The sequence below is a fragment of the Paraglaciecola sp. 25GB23A genome (assembly GCF_040012495.1).
Lineage (GTDB): Bacteria > Pseudomonadota > Gammaproteobacteria > Enterobacterales > Alteromonadaceae > Paraglaciecola.
Genome location: NZ_JBDYKM010000008.1, coordinates 120,099 through 139,581 on the forward strand (window position 1 = coordinate 120,099; position 19,483 = coordinate 139,581).

The following is a 19,483-nucleotide window of genomic DNA, read 5'->3' on the forward strand; positions in this document are numbered from 1 at the left end:
AAATTAACCATTTCAGCGCAGTATGCTGGTCTTACTTGGTATGAATAGGTCAGGGAACAGATTTTAATTAAGCCCGTAATATCGGGTAACACCTTAAAAACCTTTTTTTTGGTTATTCTGGTGGATTGATTAAAAAGCTTATTTATTGCTTGTATTGTTTTTTGCAGCTAACTGTTTAAAGACGCACTCTATTCAAAATTAGGTCAATTGTTGACCTTGCTAAATATTTTTCCGTTTCCGTTCTACCAAAAGTCACCGTGACTCTTTTTAGAATTGGAGAAAGTAATGCTCAATGGAAAGCATAACTTCTGCTGGTATCGAACTAGTTTTGTACTTGTTGCCTTGCTATTGCATGGCTGTGGTAAAAACAATGATGACAAAAAAAATCCTCCCCCAGTAAATAGCGGCCCGACGGTTAGCATTAGCGGAGATAATACCGTTATTGAGAAAGAAAGTTTGTCACTTTCAGCAGTGGCAAGTGACTCAGACGGCCAAATAAGTAGTTACCAATGGACGATAACAAGTGGTCCCTCTGCGACTTTAAGTGGAGACACTACTGCCAATATAATTATCGACACCCCAGATATAAACACAGATACCGAGATGGTTTTACAAGTACTGGTGTCGGATAATGACGGTGCCACTGCGACGGCTAGTTACAAGATCACTATTACTCGGATAAGCACAGCCCTAACTCTGATAGGTAAAGTAGTAGACGCTCCCATTCCTGATGCAACAGTAGCGATAGTGATTGGAACTGATTCTTTCAGTGGACAATCGGATGCCAATGGTGACTATAGCCTTGATTTAGATGTTGACGAGTCAAATTTAGCCAAATTAGTAAAAATTACTGCAAGTGGAAACCCATCGACTCATCCGGATATATTATTTGTTTCTCAATTAAATACGTTTGCAAAACTGGTTGAGCTAGCCGGTAGTGAAAGTCAATTGACCTCAACCAATTTGTTTGGCCTGAACGTGACTAACGTATCTACCGCTGAAAGTGTTTTATTAGAAAAAGCCAATGAGGGCTTGCCGCCGGAAACACCGGAAAAGTTACAACAATTATTAGCTTTATTAGATCCGCAGAAAAAGCTTGAAATGGCAGCGTTGATCAAACTCGTCGTTGATGATGCAAATTATAGTTTGCCTGATGGGGTCAGTAATACATTTGAACTCGTCAACGATGAGACTAACCTGCAAAACTTCAAAGAATTCGTGAACAGTCAGGATTCGGCACTGATTGCTGCCACCATACAAACAATGATTGAGGATGAAGAGCTCATTAGTTGGGGAGGTGATAATCAGGACTTTGACAATGATGGGGTAAGTGACTCTGCAGATGCCTTTCCATTCAATCCGGCTGAATGGCTTGATACCGATGCAGATGGAATCGGCAACAACACAGATACTGATGACGACAACGATACCTTTGCCGACAATGTCGATGCATTCCCCTTGGATAATGCTGAATGGCTAGATACTGATAGCGATGGTACCGGCAACAACGCAGATACTGATGACGACAACGATACCTTTGCAGACAATGTCGATGCATTCCCCTTGGATAATACTGAATGGCTGGACACCGATAGCGATGGTACCGGCAATAATGCTGATATTGACGATGACAATGATACCTTTGCCGATACTGTGGATGCATTTCCCCTAGACAATACAGAATGGTTAGATACTGATAGCGATGGTACCGGCAATAACGCTGATACTGATGATGACAATGACACTTTTGCCGACAACAGTGATGCATTTCCCCTAGATAGAACAGAATGGCTAGATTCTGATGGTGATGGTACAGGTAACAATGCTGACACTGATGATGACAATGATACCTTTGCCGACACGATAGATGCTTTCCCTTTAGACAGTGCAGAATGGCTCGACACCGATTCCGATGGCACTGGTAATAACGCTGATACTGATGACGACAATGATACCTTTGCCGACAATATAGATGCATTTCCCTTAGACAAAACGGAATGGCTGGACACCGATGCCGATGGCACTGGCAATAACGCTGATACTGATGACGACAATGATACCTTTGCCGACAATATAGATGCATTTCCCTTAGACAAAACGGAATGGCTTGACACCGATGCCGATGGCACTGGCAATAACGCTGATATGGACGATGACAATGATACCTTTGCCGATTCGGTGGATGCATTTCCCTTAGACAAAATGGAATGGCTTGACACCGACGCCGATGGTATTGGCAATAACGCTGATACGGATGACGACAATGATACCTTTGCTGATTCTGTCGATGCATTTCCGCTGAATAATGCGGAATGGCTCGACACCGATGCAGATGGCACTGGCAATAACGCTGATACGGATGATGACAACGATACCTTTGCTGATTCTGTCGATGCATTTCCGCTGGATAATGCGGAATGGCTCGACACCGATGCAGATGGCACTGGCAATAATGCTGATACGGATGATGACAATGACATGATTGCTGATGTGGACGATGGATTTCCATTAATTCCGATTGGCGATTATCCTGATATGGACGGTGACGGCATCCCTGATGACTGTGACGAGAGTTGCATAACATTAGGAATGACAGCTGATGATGATGACAATGGCAATGGCATTCCAGACGATGAAGAGAATCAATTAGCGGTAGTTATCACTACACCTGAATCACTTTTGACAGTAGGAACCTCACCTATAACGGTGACAGGTACTGTTTTTCCTGATAACGCGCAAATTATTGTTAATGGTGTTGAAGTCACCAACAGTGCTGGCAGTTTTAGTGTTGATGTAGCGCTCACAGAGGGCAATAACACGATTGAAGCTCGAGCACTATTAAATGAACTTATTCAAACTGACTCTATCACTATTTCATTAGATAAAACCCCACCCTATCTAACTATTGAGTCACACCAAGATCAGCAAACTGTGTATACAGATAAGATTACCGTTACGGGTTTAGTCAACGATATTGTGCGCGGCACAATAGAAGATAGTCAGGCAAATGTGAGTATTAATGGAGTTGATGCGGCAATTCAAAATCGCAGTTATGCCGCGCAAAACATTTCATTGGTTGAGGGCATTAATACCATTACTGTCACGGGGTCGGATCAAGTAGGCAATACTGACAGTATTAATATTACCCTAAATTATGAGGTTTTAACTGGCAAGCGCATTGAACTTGTATCTGGCCAATCACAACAAGCAACTATTAGAAAAGAGTTGTCTGAACCTCTGGTAGTAAAGGTGGTTGATGATAACTCAGAGCCTGTTGAAAACGCAGCAGTAGTGTTTAGGGTAGCCCAAGGCTCAGGTTCAGTAGGGCTTGGGACTGACAATGAAGGTCGTGCAGTTGTGGTTGAAACAGACACATTAGGTATGGCTTCAACGCGATTTTTACTGGGTGCTCGCACCGGAGTGCAAAATCAAAAAGTAACAGCAGCTGTTGTTGGTTATGTGAGTCAGGTGTCATTTAGCGCTTCAGCCTCTGGAGAAATCGGTAACAAGTTGAGTGTTAATTCAGGTAATAATCAACGCGGTTCAGTGGGCAAGTCCTTACCTGAAGCCTTCGTGGTAGTCGTAACAGATGCAGGTGCCAATGTTGTACCTAATGCTCGCGTCAAATTTAATGTCACTGTGGGGGGAGGACACTTTGCCAATATGCAAACTGAGGTTGAAAAAGTCACTGATTCAGATGGCCGAGCCTCCGCTATATATACTTTGGGCAATGTTACCGGATTAGATAAACAAAGAATTGTCGCCACACTGATTGATGCAAAGGAGGGTCAAGTCATTACTGCGGGCTTTACTGCCAGTGGGTTTGTTCCAGCAGATGCTGGGAATACTAAGATTAGTGGGGTTGTATTAGATAATCAGGAAAGCCCAATTCCCAAGGTAACAATAAGAATTAAAGATACCACGCGGGAAGCTATTTCAGATCAACAAGGTCGGTTCACTATTACTCAAGCTCCTGTCGGCCCAGTGCATCTTATTGCTGATGGTTCTACGGCATCTGAAATGGGGGAATTTCCGTCACTAGGTTACAACGTGGTCACTATTTCAGGCATTGACAATCCCCTATCATCGCCAATTTATATGGTTAAATTGGATACTCAGAATGCTGTATATGCAGGCCCTGAAAATGTAGTACTGGAACTTGATGACTACCCTGGATTTAAACTAGAAATAGCCAAGAACTCTGTGACTTTCCCTGACGGGGCTCGAGAGGGCTATATTTCCGTTACACCAGTTAATGCAGGTACTGTCCCTATGGCACCGCCTAATGGCATGCAACCTCAGTTTATTGTCACGATTCAACCCACTGGCACAAAATTTTTTCCTCCTGCCAAACTCACCCTACCCAATGTAGACGCTCATGCGCCTGGTGCTCAGGTTGAAATGTATTCCTTTGACCATGACTTAGAGGAGTTTGTGGCTATTGGATTGGGCACTGTCAGTGAAGACGGCACACTGGTGGCCTCTAATCCTGGGATAGGTGTTATTAAAGCCGGCTGGCACTGCGGATCGCAACCAGGCGGTCAAAGCTGCGCGCATAATTGCCCCATCTGTCAAGACTGTGATGGTGAATGTAATTGTATTGCGGCAGATGGAGATCCCAGATTGGCGGGTTTGGATCAGATAGGGGACTGTAAAGAGGCTGATTGCGACAATGGTAGTTTAGTAACAATAAATGACGATGCCGATATTCCTGACGATGAAATAGAAGGTGATTGCATTGGATATGCCTGTGTAGACGGGGTAGTTAAAGAAGTACCAGACGAGTTAGATGGGTCAAAATGTACTGAATGTGGCCCTGATGGCCCTCAGCCCAAGCCAGATGGCACGGTGCCTGACGACGACAAATGTATTATTTGTCAGGGTGGTCAAGAAACTAAAAAACCAGACAATGAACTAGGCGGTACAACCATAACATTTAATGGTGTAAAAAACTTTATCGGCTTTGTAAATGAAGTTCTCACATTTGTTGGCTCAGATAAGTCTATTCCAGAAGTTGCCTTAGAATACAGCAATGCCAAAAAAGAAGTCTGTTGCACCCAGAAAAATGGCGCTTACACCTTAGAGGAAACCGACACGGGGTCAGTCGTATTTTCCCCATGGAGTGCCAGTTGGACACCCACAATACCGCCATATTCTGGAGATTATACCTTTAGCGTATTGGGCAGAAGTATTGGCATAGCATATGGAATAAGATTTACAGCTGAGTTTGGCGGTAAAGTATCAATCAATCGTACAAAACGCGAATGCACTAATGACAATTGTTGGGGAGGCGGCGTTAGCGCCGAACTAGGCTTAGCCGGAGGACCCTTTGGCAGTGTGCCAGATCCTGCGTCTTCCCCAGCAGAATGCGGACCTCCAGGCGATAAGCGCCCATGTGATCTTATTCGTCTGGAAGGCACGGTTAAAACTGGCGTCAACATACAGGCAGGGATCGATTGTGAAAAAATCTCTGGAAGCATCGGTCATAACGGTATTACAGCCAATGTCAACGTTATCGTCAAGGAAGGTTCATGGCTTGAGGTGGGTGGATCTGCGTCATGGGTATTGGTCAACTCAGGCCCTATAGTTCCCCTATTTAATATTCCATTACCCAATTAATGAGAAGGTGAGTTTTAGTGAATAGATTAGTAAAGCTGGTCGTAGTGGGCTTTTTAGTTGTTACCTGTGCAGCAAAGAGTGATGAGCCAGTGCCTTATGTGTGGGTTAAACCTACATTTGCCGCCAGTATTCCATTGCAAAAAAACCTGAAAATTCAAAGTAACTTTGAATATCATTTATACAAGCCAAATAAGACTACGGAAAAAGTTCGCTTAGTCAGGAGGAAATACGCTTCCAATGACAATGCAGAACTTGCTCTGACCTCGCGCATGTCGGCGATTGCCTCATTGGATTATTCTTGGTGGCTGGATACTTGGACAACTGACTCAAAGACTTTAGCCTTGGATTATTACGCCAGCAAAGGCTTAGATAAGGCCTACTGGCTAGCTGAATGGAAGGAGCAATTTGTTGGCCGCAATATAACCCTTAAGTACAAAGTAGAATACGGTGATTACGTTGTTATGATTTATAACGTTGCTCAACCTAATGGCAAACCCTCTTATTTGGATTTACCTCTAGTATTTACTAAAGAACAAGGAGATTGGTTAGTTAGCCTAGAGCTGAGGGCAAATCCCTTGATACATTTTAGTCCTTGGATTTCAGGCAAAGATAAGGAGTTGGTCAGTTATGAGTAAACATAAATCCTTAATCACAAGGGCCACAATTGTTTTCTTATTTATATCACCCGTTTGTCTGGCGCAACAAAGTGCAGGTCAATATGAGGATTTGGGACAGAAGACTTTTACCCTCGAACAAGAGTTTAAATATTTCCATCAGAAATATGACAATGCCGTAATCGAGCATTACTACGATGAACAAGTAGAAGCAAGCGATGGACCAGATCGAGAGTTAGTCCGATTTCTCTCATCCATTTTATTTGACGATTTTGATTGGTGGCAAAGTATTTGGGATCAAGCAACCCGCGATGATTGGGCAGCTAAAGCGTCTCTGAATAAGGCTGAGCGTTCGTACAATTTCTGGAAGGCTCGCTTTAACAAAAACTCTAAGGTCGAATTATTGGATTTTATTGTTATGCGTGAATACGTGTGTATTGGTTTCAAAATAAGCAATGAAAGTGCCAATTACTACTTTATGCCTTTTGTTCAAGAACATGGATTGTGGCGCTTAGATGAAGCTTTTATGAGTACTGAGCTCTATCAAAAATTAAGTTTACAAGTGAGTAAAAGTGACAGTGCGGACTTTAACAAATCAGACTCAAGTGCCGAATAGATGGCTCACATAGCACAAAAGTCAAATCGTTTGTTAATGGTAAAGGCCTTTCCTAAGTGCATATTTGGTTTGCCTTTAATATTGTTGATAATTTTAATCATAGTAAGTTTTAAACCATCCCAGACTTCTGGGTGGCAGGATTACGCAATATTTGCTTTGGTATGTTTAGTATTCATGGTTATACAGAAGCAACGAATTACGAGCTTTGACAAGGGACTTGGAATAGTCACTTGGCGGTCAGTATCGGTATTTGGGGTAAAAGAATTAGAATTTAAGCTGAACGCAATTAGAAGTATCGAGATGGTATATGGCAAGGGGCAATATGCCCGGGGGGGGGCAATTTATTTGCATGTAGGTGCTGATAGATATGCTCTCGCAGATTCAGATATTTGTATTGGAAATCGAAAACGCAACATTGGAATAACAGAAGAGATTGTGCAGTGGTTGTATTCGTAGGCAGCTCCCATTCTGGTAAGCGTTTATTCAAATGGTAATTGAACGATGAAAAACTTAAGCCGAACCAGGGGTTGGTTAAAACTAGCAATGCTATCCAGCGTTGTTATGACCAACTTGACAATGGCACAGGAATTAGATGAAAAATGTGTTATCAACATTCTTAATCGAACGATTCAGGTGGCTGAAAATGGTGGGTGGTCACTACCCAATGTGCCATCCAATCAAGGTTCTGTGCGTGCTCGAGCCACTTGCCTTAACGAACAGGGCGCAACTGTATCGGGTCAGTCTGGTTATTTCAATTTATTGACGAATGGCATTACTCGAGTAGGCGATATTTATTTCGCCGAACAAGAGCCCGTTCCTGACCAAATCAGTTTTGCTTCGACCAGTCAAATCAGTTTGACGTCAATTGGTCAAAATTATCAATTGACGGTTACCGCAACATACCCGGGTGGCATTGAAGATAATGTTACTACTGCCCTATCTGGTACTAACTATACCAGCTCGAATTCTGCTGTTGTATCGGTCAGTGCCAATGGACTATTAACAGCAATCAAAAGCGGTAATTCGTTGATTACAGCTGCAAAAGACGGCGAAGTTGCAACTCGTTTAGTCCGAGTCAGTTTTACTGGTGATCAAGATGGCGACGGCTTACCTGATGACTATGAAGCAGCCAATGGACTTGATCCAACGGACCCTGCTGATGCCTTTGAAGATAGAGATAACGATGGTTTAAGTGCTCTGGATGAATATAACTCAGGTACCGATGTTAATAAAAAGGACAGTGATAATGACGGTATCTTAGACGGCGAAGAGCTGATCTTGGGCGCAGACGGGTATATTACCAATCCTTTGTTAGCTGATAGTGATGCTGATGGTTTATCCGATTCGGTAGAAATAACTGTTGGTTCTGACCCAAGCGATGGTAACGATACAAATTTTGCGGATGCTGTGACCGCCATTACCTCAATACCCTCCAATATAATCATGACCTTTAATGGAATTGATAGTGAAGTCAGTACACAGTTACGAATTAATGCAACGATTCTGGATGGCAGCCGGGTTGACGTTACCGCTAAGTCAAACGGGACTACCTATAGCTCAAGTGATTTAACCATTGTTAGTTTTGGGCTTGAAGACGGTGAAATATTCGGTGGACTTGTTGGCCAAGCAACTATCTCAGTTGAATTATTTGGCAAATCTGTATCGATACCGGTAAAAGTAGAAAGTTTTCAACCTGCTGGAATATCATCATTAAGCTATACAGGGCAAGGCAAGGATGTAGACGTACAAGGCGACTTTGTCTACATAGCGGCTGGTACTGAAGGCCTGCTAATTGTTGACGCCAGTGATAAAGCGAATCCTTCAGTAGTCAAAACTGTGGCGACATCAGGCACTGCAGTTGATGTAAAAGTAGTTGGAAATATAGCTTATGTTGCGGTATCAGGAAGTGGCTTAGATATTATTAATATTGCGCAAATTGAATCTGCTAGCCTAGTGACTAACTTTGCTACATCAGGCACGGCGATTGACTTATCGGTGCAAAATGGTCATGTTTTTGTTGCCAATGGTGTAGGTGGCTTTGAAATTGTAAATGTCGACGATCCCGCCGCACCTTACAGTGCCAGTAAGCTTGAAAATCTTGGTAATTTAATTGGTGTAGACGCACAAAATGACCGTGCGGTAGTTGTCAACAGCAATGCAATGATGGTTATCGATATTAGTGACTACAGTTCACCTGTGCGTTTAGGTAGTATCAATATAGGAAATTTGCGTGCTGTTGTGATGGACGGCGACTATGCTTATGTCGCCTGTTACACCTGTGGTTATAAGGTGATAAAAATTAGCGATGCGATGTCACCCAGAATTGTGGGCGGAGATACACGTTTTTATCCCTCAGACGTAGAGTTAACTAACGGTTTTGCCTTTTTCTCGGATGTTCTGTTTGTCAATTCAGTCCCCTTTGTCAATATCGCCGATCCAGAAAACTCATTATTTCAGGGTGTAATCGACATTCGTCAGTTTGGTGATCGAGATGCAGACGCATTAGCGCTTGATGCAGGCTTCGTTTATTCAGTAGGTTCAAACAGACTTTATATTTCGCAATACAGAGTGTTAAATGATAGTCAGGGGATAGCCCCCACCGTAAATATTGTATCACCACCAGATGGCGACATTGTAGTTGAAGGCAGTCGTATTCTAGTTAGAGCCACTGCAACAGATGACGTTGCAGTGGCTTCGGTCGATTTATTGATAAACGGAACACGAGTTGCAACCGACACAACACGTCCTTATGAGTTTCCATATCGCGTCAACGGCACAGCAGATTCAATTGATATCACCGTACAAGCCATTGATTTTGGTAATAATATTGGAGGTGATGCTGCGAGAGTAACAGTTGAGCCCGATGAAGATGGTGATGGTTTAGGTGATAATGAAGAGGTATTTACTTGGGGCACTGACCCAGAAGACGCAGATACTGATGATGACATGCTATCTGATGGTCAAGAAATCAGTATTGGTTCAAATCCATTAAATGTCGATAGCGATAGTGATGGGCGCAATGATGGTGATGAGGTAAATGCTGGAACAGACCCCCTAAATCCAGATATTACGCCACCACAAGTTAGCATGGTAGAGCCGATGGACGTCAGTATTGATGTTTGTGAGAATCAATCCGTAGTTGTTACTTTTAATGAGACCTTACAGCGAAATTCAGTTGTTCAAACAAATTTTCAATTGTTATTAAATGATGTCACAGAAGTCGCGGGAAGTTTGACATTAACCTCTGCAAACACATCTATGACCTTTAATCCTAGCGGTCTATTAGCTGATAATAGTAACTATACAATCCGAGTGAACAATGTTCGTGATAGTGCCGGAAATCCTATGACGGCCGAATTCACTTCAAGCTTTACTACAGGTAATTGTGTTGATCTTGAAAGGCCATTTTTAGCTTCGATGAGTCCGGTAAATGGCACCAATAATATTCCGGTAAATGCCAGGATAGCACTGGTTTTCAACGAACCTGTTGAACCTGAGACGGTAACAGAATCGTCAATTTTTGTGCGCGATGATCAAGGTACTAACATTCCAGGTATTATCCAGCTTACTGAGGATAATTCAGGTGTGTCCTTTACATCCAATGTGCCTTTTTTAGTAGGTCGTCGTCACTACATATACATTACTTCCACAATTCTCGATTTATTCGGCAATCCGTTTATTGCGACAACACCTTCGTTTGTAACTTCTTTTGATCAAGATGGTGACGGGCCATTAATAGTAGGCACCAGTGTAGCCGATGGAGCGCAAGATATACCCTTAAATGTTAAACTGGGAGTATTGTTTGACGAAGCGATCAGTGCCTTATTTATCGATGATATAAACCTCCTAGATAGCAACGGCGTTGAAGTAGAGGTAAGTCGTTCACTTAGTCAGGATCGTTCTAGAGTGTTGCTCTCACCGCTGGCTAATTTAAACCCGAATGAAAACTACGAACTTGTTGTTGATGGTGTACAAGATTTAAGTGGTAATTTACTTGCCAATCTAAAGCGCTATCAGTTTACTACTAATGCAGAGCTAGACACCGCCACTGGAGCCGTTACTGCTATTAGTATTGTTAGTAATAACAGCCAAAACGTACCCACTAATCCCCTATTACAAGTCACTTTCTCTGAACCTGTTGACCCAAGTACCGTAAATGCGAATAGTTTCTGGTTGCAGGACAATGCCACTGCCCGCCGGATACCTGGTCAAACCGTATTGTCAAACGATAACAAAACGCTCACCTATGTTCTTAGCGAACCACTCGATAAACAGCGTTATTATTATTGGTGGATCGGTTATCAAGCCTTTCATACTGATATTTCAGGCAATTTTATTGCACAATATTTTTATCGGTATTTTAAGACCGGTGACGATGTTGATGAATCTTTACCAACAATAACGGCTTCCAATTTCGGTATCAATGCGACTGACATTCCGGTCAATGGTAAATTGATTTTCACCTTGGATCAGCCTATTAGTGATGCCTGCTCATTATTATCGGCAGTACAACTTTTCAGTGGAGAGACCCTTATTAGTGCGCAGGTAAGTCTGGCCAGTGACAGGTCTACTGTGACGATAAGTCCTGACGAAAACTTTGTAGTTGACACTGCCTATGAAGCTCGGATTTCTGGACTCTGTGATTATGCTGGCAATGTACTGGCCCCAACATCGATTGGTTTTACCACCTCATCAACTGATACTGCCGACACGTCAGCTCCGAACTTGGTTAGTATTTCTCCGGCGCATACCAGCACAGATATTGCGGTTGATAGCAATATTGTTATTGAATTCGACGAACCGATTAGTCAATTGACTGCGCCGCTTATTTCGGGTGGAGGCATAACAGTAAGTGGTAGCTATGTAATAGAGGGCTCGACACTTACTTTCACACCGGATTACAATTTTATTGGAAGTACCCGCTATTCCATTAGTCTGGTTAATAACATTTATGATTTGGCAGGCAACCGACGCAATTTAGGTAACAAATATTTCGATACTATTATTTCTGAAGATAATGTAGCACCAACGGTTTTAGCTATTACGCCGATTGCTGACAGTAGTGATATCCATCCATCACAAACTATTGTACTAACATTTAGTGAACCGATGAATATCAATACTATTAATAGTTCGACTATCAGTTTGTTTACCAACGGCGGTTTAATTACGCCTAGCGTAAACCGTTCAGCGGATGGACGCACTGTTACTTTATCGGCAAATATGCCAGCTGGCGGCTTAATCAGTGTCATTGTATCAGCTGGCGTTGAGGACTTATCAGCTAATCCAGTTGCGCCTTATGTAAGTTCATTCACAACGAGTACCAGTGATGACGATACAACGAGACCAAGAGTCATCAGTCAAATTCCTGCAAACGGCAGTCGTAATTGGTTACAAGTGGATGACATTTACTTTTACATGAGTGAGGCAATGGATGAAGGCTCACTTGTTGATGGCATGCATTTAGCAATAGATGGCGTATTGCTTGAAGCTGACATTAGCCTAATTGGTGATGGCAGAACGGTTAAAGTTAGTCCTGATACGCCTATTGTAGGCGCAGGTTACGTACAAATTTTCTGGTCAGATGAGGCTACTGACATAAATGGTAACGCTTTAAACAACTATACAGGCTATTTCTATACTTCTTCCGCTGACGACAATATAGGTGTTAAACCTACGGTTGAAGCTATCTACCCAACCAATAGTGAAGGTGAAGAACTTATTCCATTAAACGCGGTGTTCTATGCACGCTTCAACGAGGAAATGGACGCTGCGACAATTAACACTGACAACGTCCATCTCAGACTGAGAACAAATGGTGGCTTTAATGATTGGCCTGAAATTGCTATTGAAGTTACCTTGCAAGAAAACAATAGAATAATGGTAGTCAAAACAATCGAAGCATTGGCCGCTGACGCCAGTTACTACTTCTATTTTGGTGATAATAGCCAGATTCTAGATTCAGATGGCGATTCACTTTATTCCTATGGCTATTACTTATACACGCAAACTGGTTCTGTGATCGACGATCGCTCACCTATAGTCGAAATATTTAGCCCACCGAATGGTCAACAAGGAGTCGGAATTAATCCTAGATTTGCCTTACGTTTTGATGAACCAGTTAATCCAGTCTCCATGTTAAATGAGGATTTACAAAACGTGCTCTTTGGTGAGAGTAATAGGACAATGCAATATGCACTTTTAGCACCATTAACAGCCCTTTCAGAACACACGGAAATATCGCCTATTATAGTAGACTGGGCTGGGAACCAAGTCACCAGTGCCAGTACAACTTTCACCACAGCTAATGGACCAGATACTAATCAACCGAGTGTAGTGGATATTTCCATTGACCAAAGTCAAACCAATGTTCCAGTAGATTTCAGTGCAGTTTTCCGCTTTGATGAACCTATTGATCCTGTTTCTGTAACGGAGTCTGGCGTATATATGCGGGATGTTGTGTTGGGTGAAAACATCCCGATAACTACAGAATTATCAGCTGACGGCCTAGTTTTAACTTTAACACCACAACAAGCACTGCTATCTGGCCGTCAATATTATGTTTATGCATACTATCTGCGTGATTTAAGCGGTAATAATGCAGCCAACAACTATCGCTACTTTACTACTGGCTTTGCTGGCGATACTCAAGTACCAGTGATCACCGCTACCACTATTGATGATGGTGAAATAGATGTACCGATAAATGCGCGCTTTAATCTGCGTTTCGATGAATCTTTAAGACCATTCAGCGATGATAGTTTTGTTAGCTTGAAAGACAGCAATGGCAATACTATTGCTGTTAGGGTATCCCTTAGTCGAAGCCGCACATTATTGTCAATTGTGCCTTTGCAACTGCTGACACCGATGAGTAACTACATTTTAAATGTTGAAGGCATGCAAGATCTAAGTGGCAATACTCAGACAATCCCTTGGACTGCAAACTTTAGTACCGGCAGTGATGCTGACTTGACCAAAGGCACAATTACTTCTTGGAGTTTGCCAGCAAGTGCGAATGTAGCAACTAACCCACTGTTACAAGTTACGTTAAGTGAAGCAATAGACAGAGCTGGGTTAGAAAGCGATACCATTTTTGTCATTGATAACAATACAGGTATTAGAGCAGCTGGAGAGTGGCAACTTAGTAATGATCGCAGAACGCTGACCTTTGTTTTGGATAATGCACTGAGCCAAAATCATAGTCATTATTTCCAAATAAGCTACAGCCCTTACCTGACTGATTTAGCCGGTAATTTACTTGCACAAAACAGCTATCGTTATTTCACCACTACTTTTGAGAATGATGAAGCTGCACCTATCATTGACAATTCTAGTGTTCAAGATGGTAATATTGTGATGCCAACCAACGGTCAAATAATACTGATTTTTAGTGAGTCAGTGAGTGTTGCATGTAATATAAATGAAGGCATCTCTCTGACAACTGCGGCGCAACTGCAAGAAGTATTTACGGCCTTGTCCTCCGATGGTAAGACCTTAACAATTTCACCTACACAGAGCTTGGCGCCGAATGCAAATTATAGTCTGACTGTCTCTGATTTATGTGATTATTCAGGTAATAGACTTGCTGAACAGCAAATCTCTTTTACCACTACCTCAGATATTGATTCTGTTGCACCAAGTTTTGTTAGTATCTCACCTGCTCATCAAGCTGTTGATGTTACTTTGGACTTGGCTCAGATTGTGATTGAATTCGATGAGCCGATTAATGCTTTAGTGGCTCCGACAGTTACAGGAGGTGGTATTACCGTTCCAGGTACATATCAAGTATCAGCTAATTCTGTAACATTTTTACCAGCTATTGATCTGATTGGTGATACTCGCTACACAATTAGTTTTTCAAATAGGGTTTACGACTTGGCTGGAAACTCTAGAAGTATCGGTAATAAATACTTTAATACAGCTGTGGCAACGGATACAACAGCTCCAACCATTGTATCGATTACGCCAACTTCAGATGCAACCGATGTTAACCCTGGACAAACTGTTAATCTGACCTTTAGTGAACCTATTGCAAGCAGTAGCTTAACTCGTGACAATATTGGCTTATATAGTAATGGTAGTTATATATCGCCCAATATTACACGCTCTGCCGATGGCATTCAGGTGACTATCACCGCTAACATTCCGACTTTATCGTTAGTCAGTGTGATATTAAATGACGGGGTAACTGACTTATCTGGTAATCCAATAGCCCCCTTTGTTAGTTCATTTACCACATCACTAGGAACCACTGATACCGGACGTCCCACTGTGACAGCGCAGATCCCAGCTAACAATATATCTGACGTTAAATCAATAAACACTATTCATGTTTATTTTAGTGAGGCTCTCGATCCGCTTAGTCTTGAAGGAAGTTTTGCGATAACTGAGGACGGTGTTGCAATTAACACTGATATTGAATTAGTTGGTGACAATCGCACAATAAAGATTACTAAAACATCTGAATTTACTGCAGGTGCATTAGTTGCCTTATATCTGGATCAAGGCATTAGCGACCTATCTGGCAATCGAATGAATTATTACTCTAGTAGTTTTAGAATGTTCAATCCAACTGATGCTATTGGGGTGCGCCCAAGAGTCACAGCTTACTATCCAACGTCCAGTATTGATGTACTAAATCCGGTATTTACCGCTAAGTTTGATGAACCACTTGATGCAGCATCGCTAAATGCCGATTCAGTAATTCTATTCGACACTTCAGAAAACCCTTGGCTGCCTATATCTAAAACCATCGTTATCGATGACAGTTTGACTTTAGTCAGCGTCATACCTGACAGTAACCTCGAAGCGGGCAAACAATATTATGTACAATATTTGACCGGTATATTGGATACTGATGGAGACATGCTGGCAAGCAACTATGGTACTTATGTATTTATATCTGCTGATGCGGCCGAGGATGACAGACAGCCCATGATCACAGCGTTTAATCCGCCAGACGGACAGACTAACGTTGGCACCAATGCGATGTTTAGTGTTCGCTTTGATGAAAGTATGAATCCTTTATTGTTTGATGATAAAGCAGGGCAGCGAGTAGCGGTGCAATTTAGTGAGGATAACAAGGTCCTGCGCTATACCAATGTAGTACCCATGTTACCCAGTAACGATATTACAGAGACTATTGATTCAATGACAGATGTTGCAGGTAATCAAGTGGTGGCTGATTCGGTTACTATTACTACCGGTATCGGTGCTGATTTTGTCCGTCCCAGCATAGTCGATCAATCATTCACTAATAATCAACAAGACGTACCTTTGAACGCTGTTGTTGAGTGGGTGTTTGATGAGCCTTTAGATTTAGCTAGTCTCACAGATAGTGGTGTATATCTGTATAACAATACAACCCGCGCTAATGTAGCTTCTAGCTGGGAATTGTCACCAGATGGTATGCAACTCAGTATTATGCCCGATGAAGTATTAACAGAAGCGAGTCAATACTATGCCTATGCTTATGGTATTCGCGATGTCAGTGGCAACGGTACAGTAAATAATTACATTTATTTCACTACAGCATTTACCGAAGACAGTGAAGCGCCACTTGTTACTGACACCACTGTTTTTGACGGCCAAACAGATGTACCTACCAACGTGCGCTTGAACGTGCGGTTTAATGAAGTATTAAATCCACTATTAAGTGGCACGGTAGAGCTTCGTGACATTGGGAACAACATTATTCCGACGAATATTAGTTTATCACGTGGGCGTACATTGCTTACCATTGTACCCAGATCTGTTCTCTTACCATTGTCGAGCTATACATTAACAGTCAGTGGCATTAAGGACTTAGCTAATAATCAATTGGCTAGTGAACTTAGTACCAGTTTCACTACCGGTGAAACTGTCGACTTTGCTGACAGTAGCTTTAATATCTGGCCGCTACCAGCCAACTTAACGGGCACGCCTCTTAATCCATGGCTAGAGCTTAGCTTCTATGAAAGAATCGATCCGACAACCGTGGACAATGATTCCTTTTATTTATACAACAACACTATTAATGCAAAAGTCCTTGGTGATTGGAATTTAAGCAACGATGGTTTACGTTTGCAATTTATTCCAGATGACCTCTTAGCATCAAATAATCAACATTATCTCTACATAACAAGTCCTTATATAACCGACCTTTCTGGTAATAGAGTAGCTGCAGGTGCTTTCCGCTATTTTACGACAGGTACAGCTCAAGACGATACAAGCCCTAGTATCGAAGAACTTAGTGTGGCAGATGGACTTACTGAGATGCCAGTTAATGGTCGAGTTGTAATATATATGAGTGAACCAATCAGTGACACATGTTGGTTTGCGGATAATATTGAAATATCAGCCGGTGGTAATCCGATCGCTACCCAAGTGGACCTAAACTCAGACCGTCGAACTTTATTCGTCAAAGCTAGTAACAATCTAGAACCTGATACTGATTACTCTGTTGTTATTAAAACTCTTTGTGACTACGCTCATAATCAATTAAGCAATGTCAATGTCGTGAACTTCACCACCAACAGTGAAGCTGCTAATGACACTGCGGGCCCAGTGCTTAATTCAATTACACCTGCTCATCAATCGATCGATGTTGCTTTGGATAGCACAATTATTATTGAATATGATGAAATAGTAGACTTACGCGCTAAACCACCTATTACATTAAATAATGTACAAGTTTCAGGGATTTATTCTGTAGTTGGCAATGTTATCACTTTTACCCCAACGGAAGAGCTACAAGAAGGTAGTACTTATTCAATCAGATTAGTTAACACCGTATCTGACTTGGTAGGAAATCTGCGTAACAATAGTACCAAGACATTTACCACAGTGACGCCATAACAGGAGAGAAACATGCAAAAATTAATCCTTTTTCTGGGTACATTGATGTTATTGGGTCTACTTTGGCTTTGGGCCACATTGCCATCGACAGAGAGTCTAACGCCAGATCTTGATGTTATAAATTCAGAAAAATTAGCTGAATCACCCGTCAAACTTAAGTTAGCCAAACCCAAAGGTAAAATGAATGATCCATCATTTATGGTTATAAAATCGCAAGCGAAAATTCAAAATAATGAGGTTTCAAACCGTATCCCACCATTAGAAGCTCGCAAACAATTGTTGCAACAGCAACGTGAAAGTAATAAGACTACATTGAATGAAGAAATCAGGACTGAATTACAATTAAAAGCGAATGACAAACAAAAGCAGATTGAGACTCTTGTTGCTGAACTAGAACAGAATATGGGCGATAAAGAGACTCGTATTAAGCTAAAAACAAAGATTGAAGTTTTAATGCAAGAATACAACAAAGCGATTTTACCACTTGCTTTACAAGCTATGGCAGAGAAATCTAATAGTTAATATGCGTATTCTAATAATTTTCTTATTTCTTTCCATTGCTACATTCTTTGTTCAGGCCGCCCCGTCCAATACAAAAGAAGTAAGATTTATTCCAACCGAGTCAGACTACTTTCCATTTTTGGTTAATGGTTGGGATCCTACTCGTCCTACGGTTACGGTATTTAAAGATCCTTATTGTCCTTATTGTATTAGAGCGATTCCTAAACTGTCAGAACTAGGTGGCTACAATGTCTTTTTGTTCTGGGCACCGATACTTGGTCAAGCTAGCCTTAAGCGGGTAGATGATATCTTTCACTGTGATTCACCTAGTAGTAATCTAGTACTTCAAGCTGTTTTTGAGCGTAAAAATCCATTTTGTAAAATGCCACTTAATCATCAATTACTAGAACTAAATCAACAAGTAGTTGATAATTATCAAATTAATTCTGTACCTCGATTCTATCTCCAAGGGCAATCCATATCATTTGCTATGTTGAAGCAGATGCAGAAGAAACGTCCACCTATTTATGGTGTAAACGTTAATTGGCAACGTTTTAATTTAATGCAATATTCGCCACGTCAGAAATCCCATGTATTAAGTCTTATCGTGCCACTAGACCGCCAGCAAGACCTTATATCCTTAATAAATAAATACCAGCCTGAATTTCTATTTTTGGCGCCAGACTTACTTGAAAGCTATCCACAATTCATTGCTTGCGTGAATCAACCACAGACTTGCCTGAACCAGAGTCGTGGGGAATATACTCAACGAATAGCAGAATTTAGAATGTTGTTTGGTGGCTCTTTACCGACAGATAAACTAATCATAGTTGATCATAATGGTCGTATTTCGGAAATTTAGCTGAGGCTAATGGGGCAAGTTACTTGTCTCGTGCTAATTCAGCTGCGTCTTTTGGCAGTGAATTAGCGCAAGTTGAGTCGAACTGTTTACATGCGTGTCGTACCTAACCTATCTTTTGCTGTTGCTGTTGCTGTTGCTCTTGCTCTTGCTGTTGCTCGAAACTCGCTGCTCGCAGCTCGCAACTCAAAACTATCTGCCTCTAAAACGAAAAAAGCCCAACTCATCGAGTCGGGCTTGTTTCTTAATGGGAGCCTGCGGGGCTGGCCTTCCACGGGGCTGGCCTTCCAGCGGTGTGCGGGGCACGCCGCGCTATTGAGTCCTAAATGCAAAAAAGGGCTACCCTTGCGGATAGCCCTTCTTCTTAATGGGAGCCTGGCGGTGTGCTACTCTCACATGGGGAGACCCCACACTACCATCGCCGCTAATGCGTTTCAC

At 42.0% G+C, this 19,483-nt stretch carries 7 protein-coding genes; all 7 read left to right on the forward strand.

From position 1 onward, the window contains the following. Positions 1-285: 285 nt before the first annotated feature. Positions 286-5,619, forward strand: coding sequence for a carboxypeptidase regulatory-like domain-containing protein (locus tag ABKW31_RS13315; RefSeq protein WP_348617019.1), 5,334 nt, complete (start codon positions 286-288; stop codon positions 5,617-5,619). 17 nt (positions 5,620-5,636) lie between these two features. Beyond that, positions 5,637-6,254 carry a hypothetical protein gene (locus ABKW31_RS13320; protein WP_348617020.1) on the forward strand — a complete coding sequence of 206 codons (618 nt, stop codon included), beginning with the start codon at positions 5,637-5,639 and terminating at the stop codon, positions 6,252-6,254. Further along, positions 6,247-6,849, forward strand: a complete 603-nt coding sequence (locus tag ABKW31_RS13325; RefSeq protein ID WP_348617022.1) for a hypothetical protein — start codon at positions 6,247-6,249, stop codon at positions 6,847-6,849. The genes ABKW31_RS13320 and ABKW31_RS13325 overlap by 8 nt, the downstream gene beginning before the upstream one ends. Beyond that, complete coding sequence (locus ABKW31_RS13330) at positions 6,850-7,305, forward strand: hypothetical protein (RefSeq protein ID WP_348617024.1); 456 nt, start codon at positions 6,850-6,852, stop codon at positions 7,303-7,305. 105 nt (positions 7,306-7,410) lie between these two features. Then, positions 7,411-17,685, forward strand: a complete 10,275-nt coding sequence (locus tag ABKW31_RS13335) for an Ig-like domain-containing protein (RefSeq protein ID WP_348617026.1) — start codon at positions 7,411-7,413, stop codon at positions 17,683-17,685. 12 nt (positions 17,686-17,697) lie between these two features. Further along, on the forward strand, positions 17,698-18,207 hold the full coding sequence (locus tag ABKW31_RS13340) for a hypothetical protein (protein WP_348617028.1): 510 nt from the start codon (positions 17,698-17,700) through the stop codon (positions 18,205-18,207). A 1-nt stretch (position 18,208) separates the two neighbouring features. After that, entirely contained in the window at positions 18,209-19,048 is an 840-nt protein-coding gene (locus tag ABKW31_RS13345; protein WP_348617030.1) for a hypothetical protein, read from the forward strand. Positions 19,049-19,483 lie beyond the last annotated feature (435 nt).

Excerpts from the sequence above, each read along its gene's own strand:
- ABKW31_RS13330 (WP_348617024.1), top strand. The coding sequence starts at position 6,850 with ATGGCTCACATAGCACAAAAGTCAAATCGTTTGTTAATGGTAAAGGCC.
- ABKW31_RS13335 (WP_348617026.1), top strand. The coding sequence starts at position 7,411 with ATGACCAACTTGACAATGGCACAGGAATTAGATGAAAAATGTGTTATC.
- ABKW31_RS13345 (WP_348617030.1), top strand. The coding sequence starts at position 18,209 with ATGCGTATTCTAATAATTTTCTTATTTCTTTCCATTGCTACATTCTTT.
- ABKW31_RS13325 (WP_348617022.1), top strand. The coding sequence starts at position 6,247 with ATGAGTAAACATAAATCCTTAATCACAAGGGCCACAATTGTTTTCTTA.
- ABKW31_RS13340 (WP_348617028.1), top strand. The coding sequence starts at position 17,698 with ATGCAAAAATTAATCCTTTTTCTGGGTACATTGATGTTATTGGGTCTA.
- ABKW31_RS13315 (WP_348617019.1), top strand. The coding sequence starts at position 286 with ATGCTCAATGGAAAGCATAACTTCTGCTGGTATCGAACTAGTTTTGTA.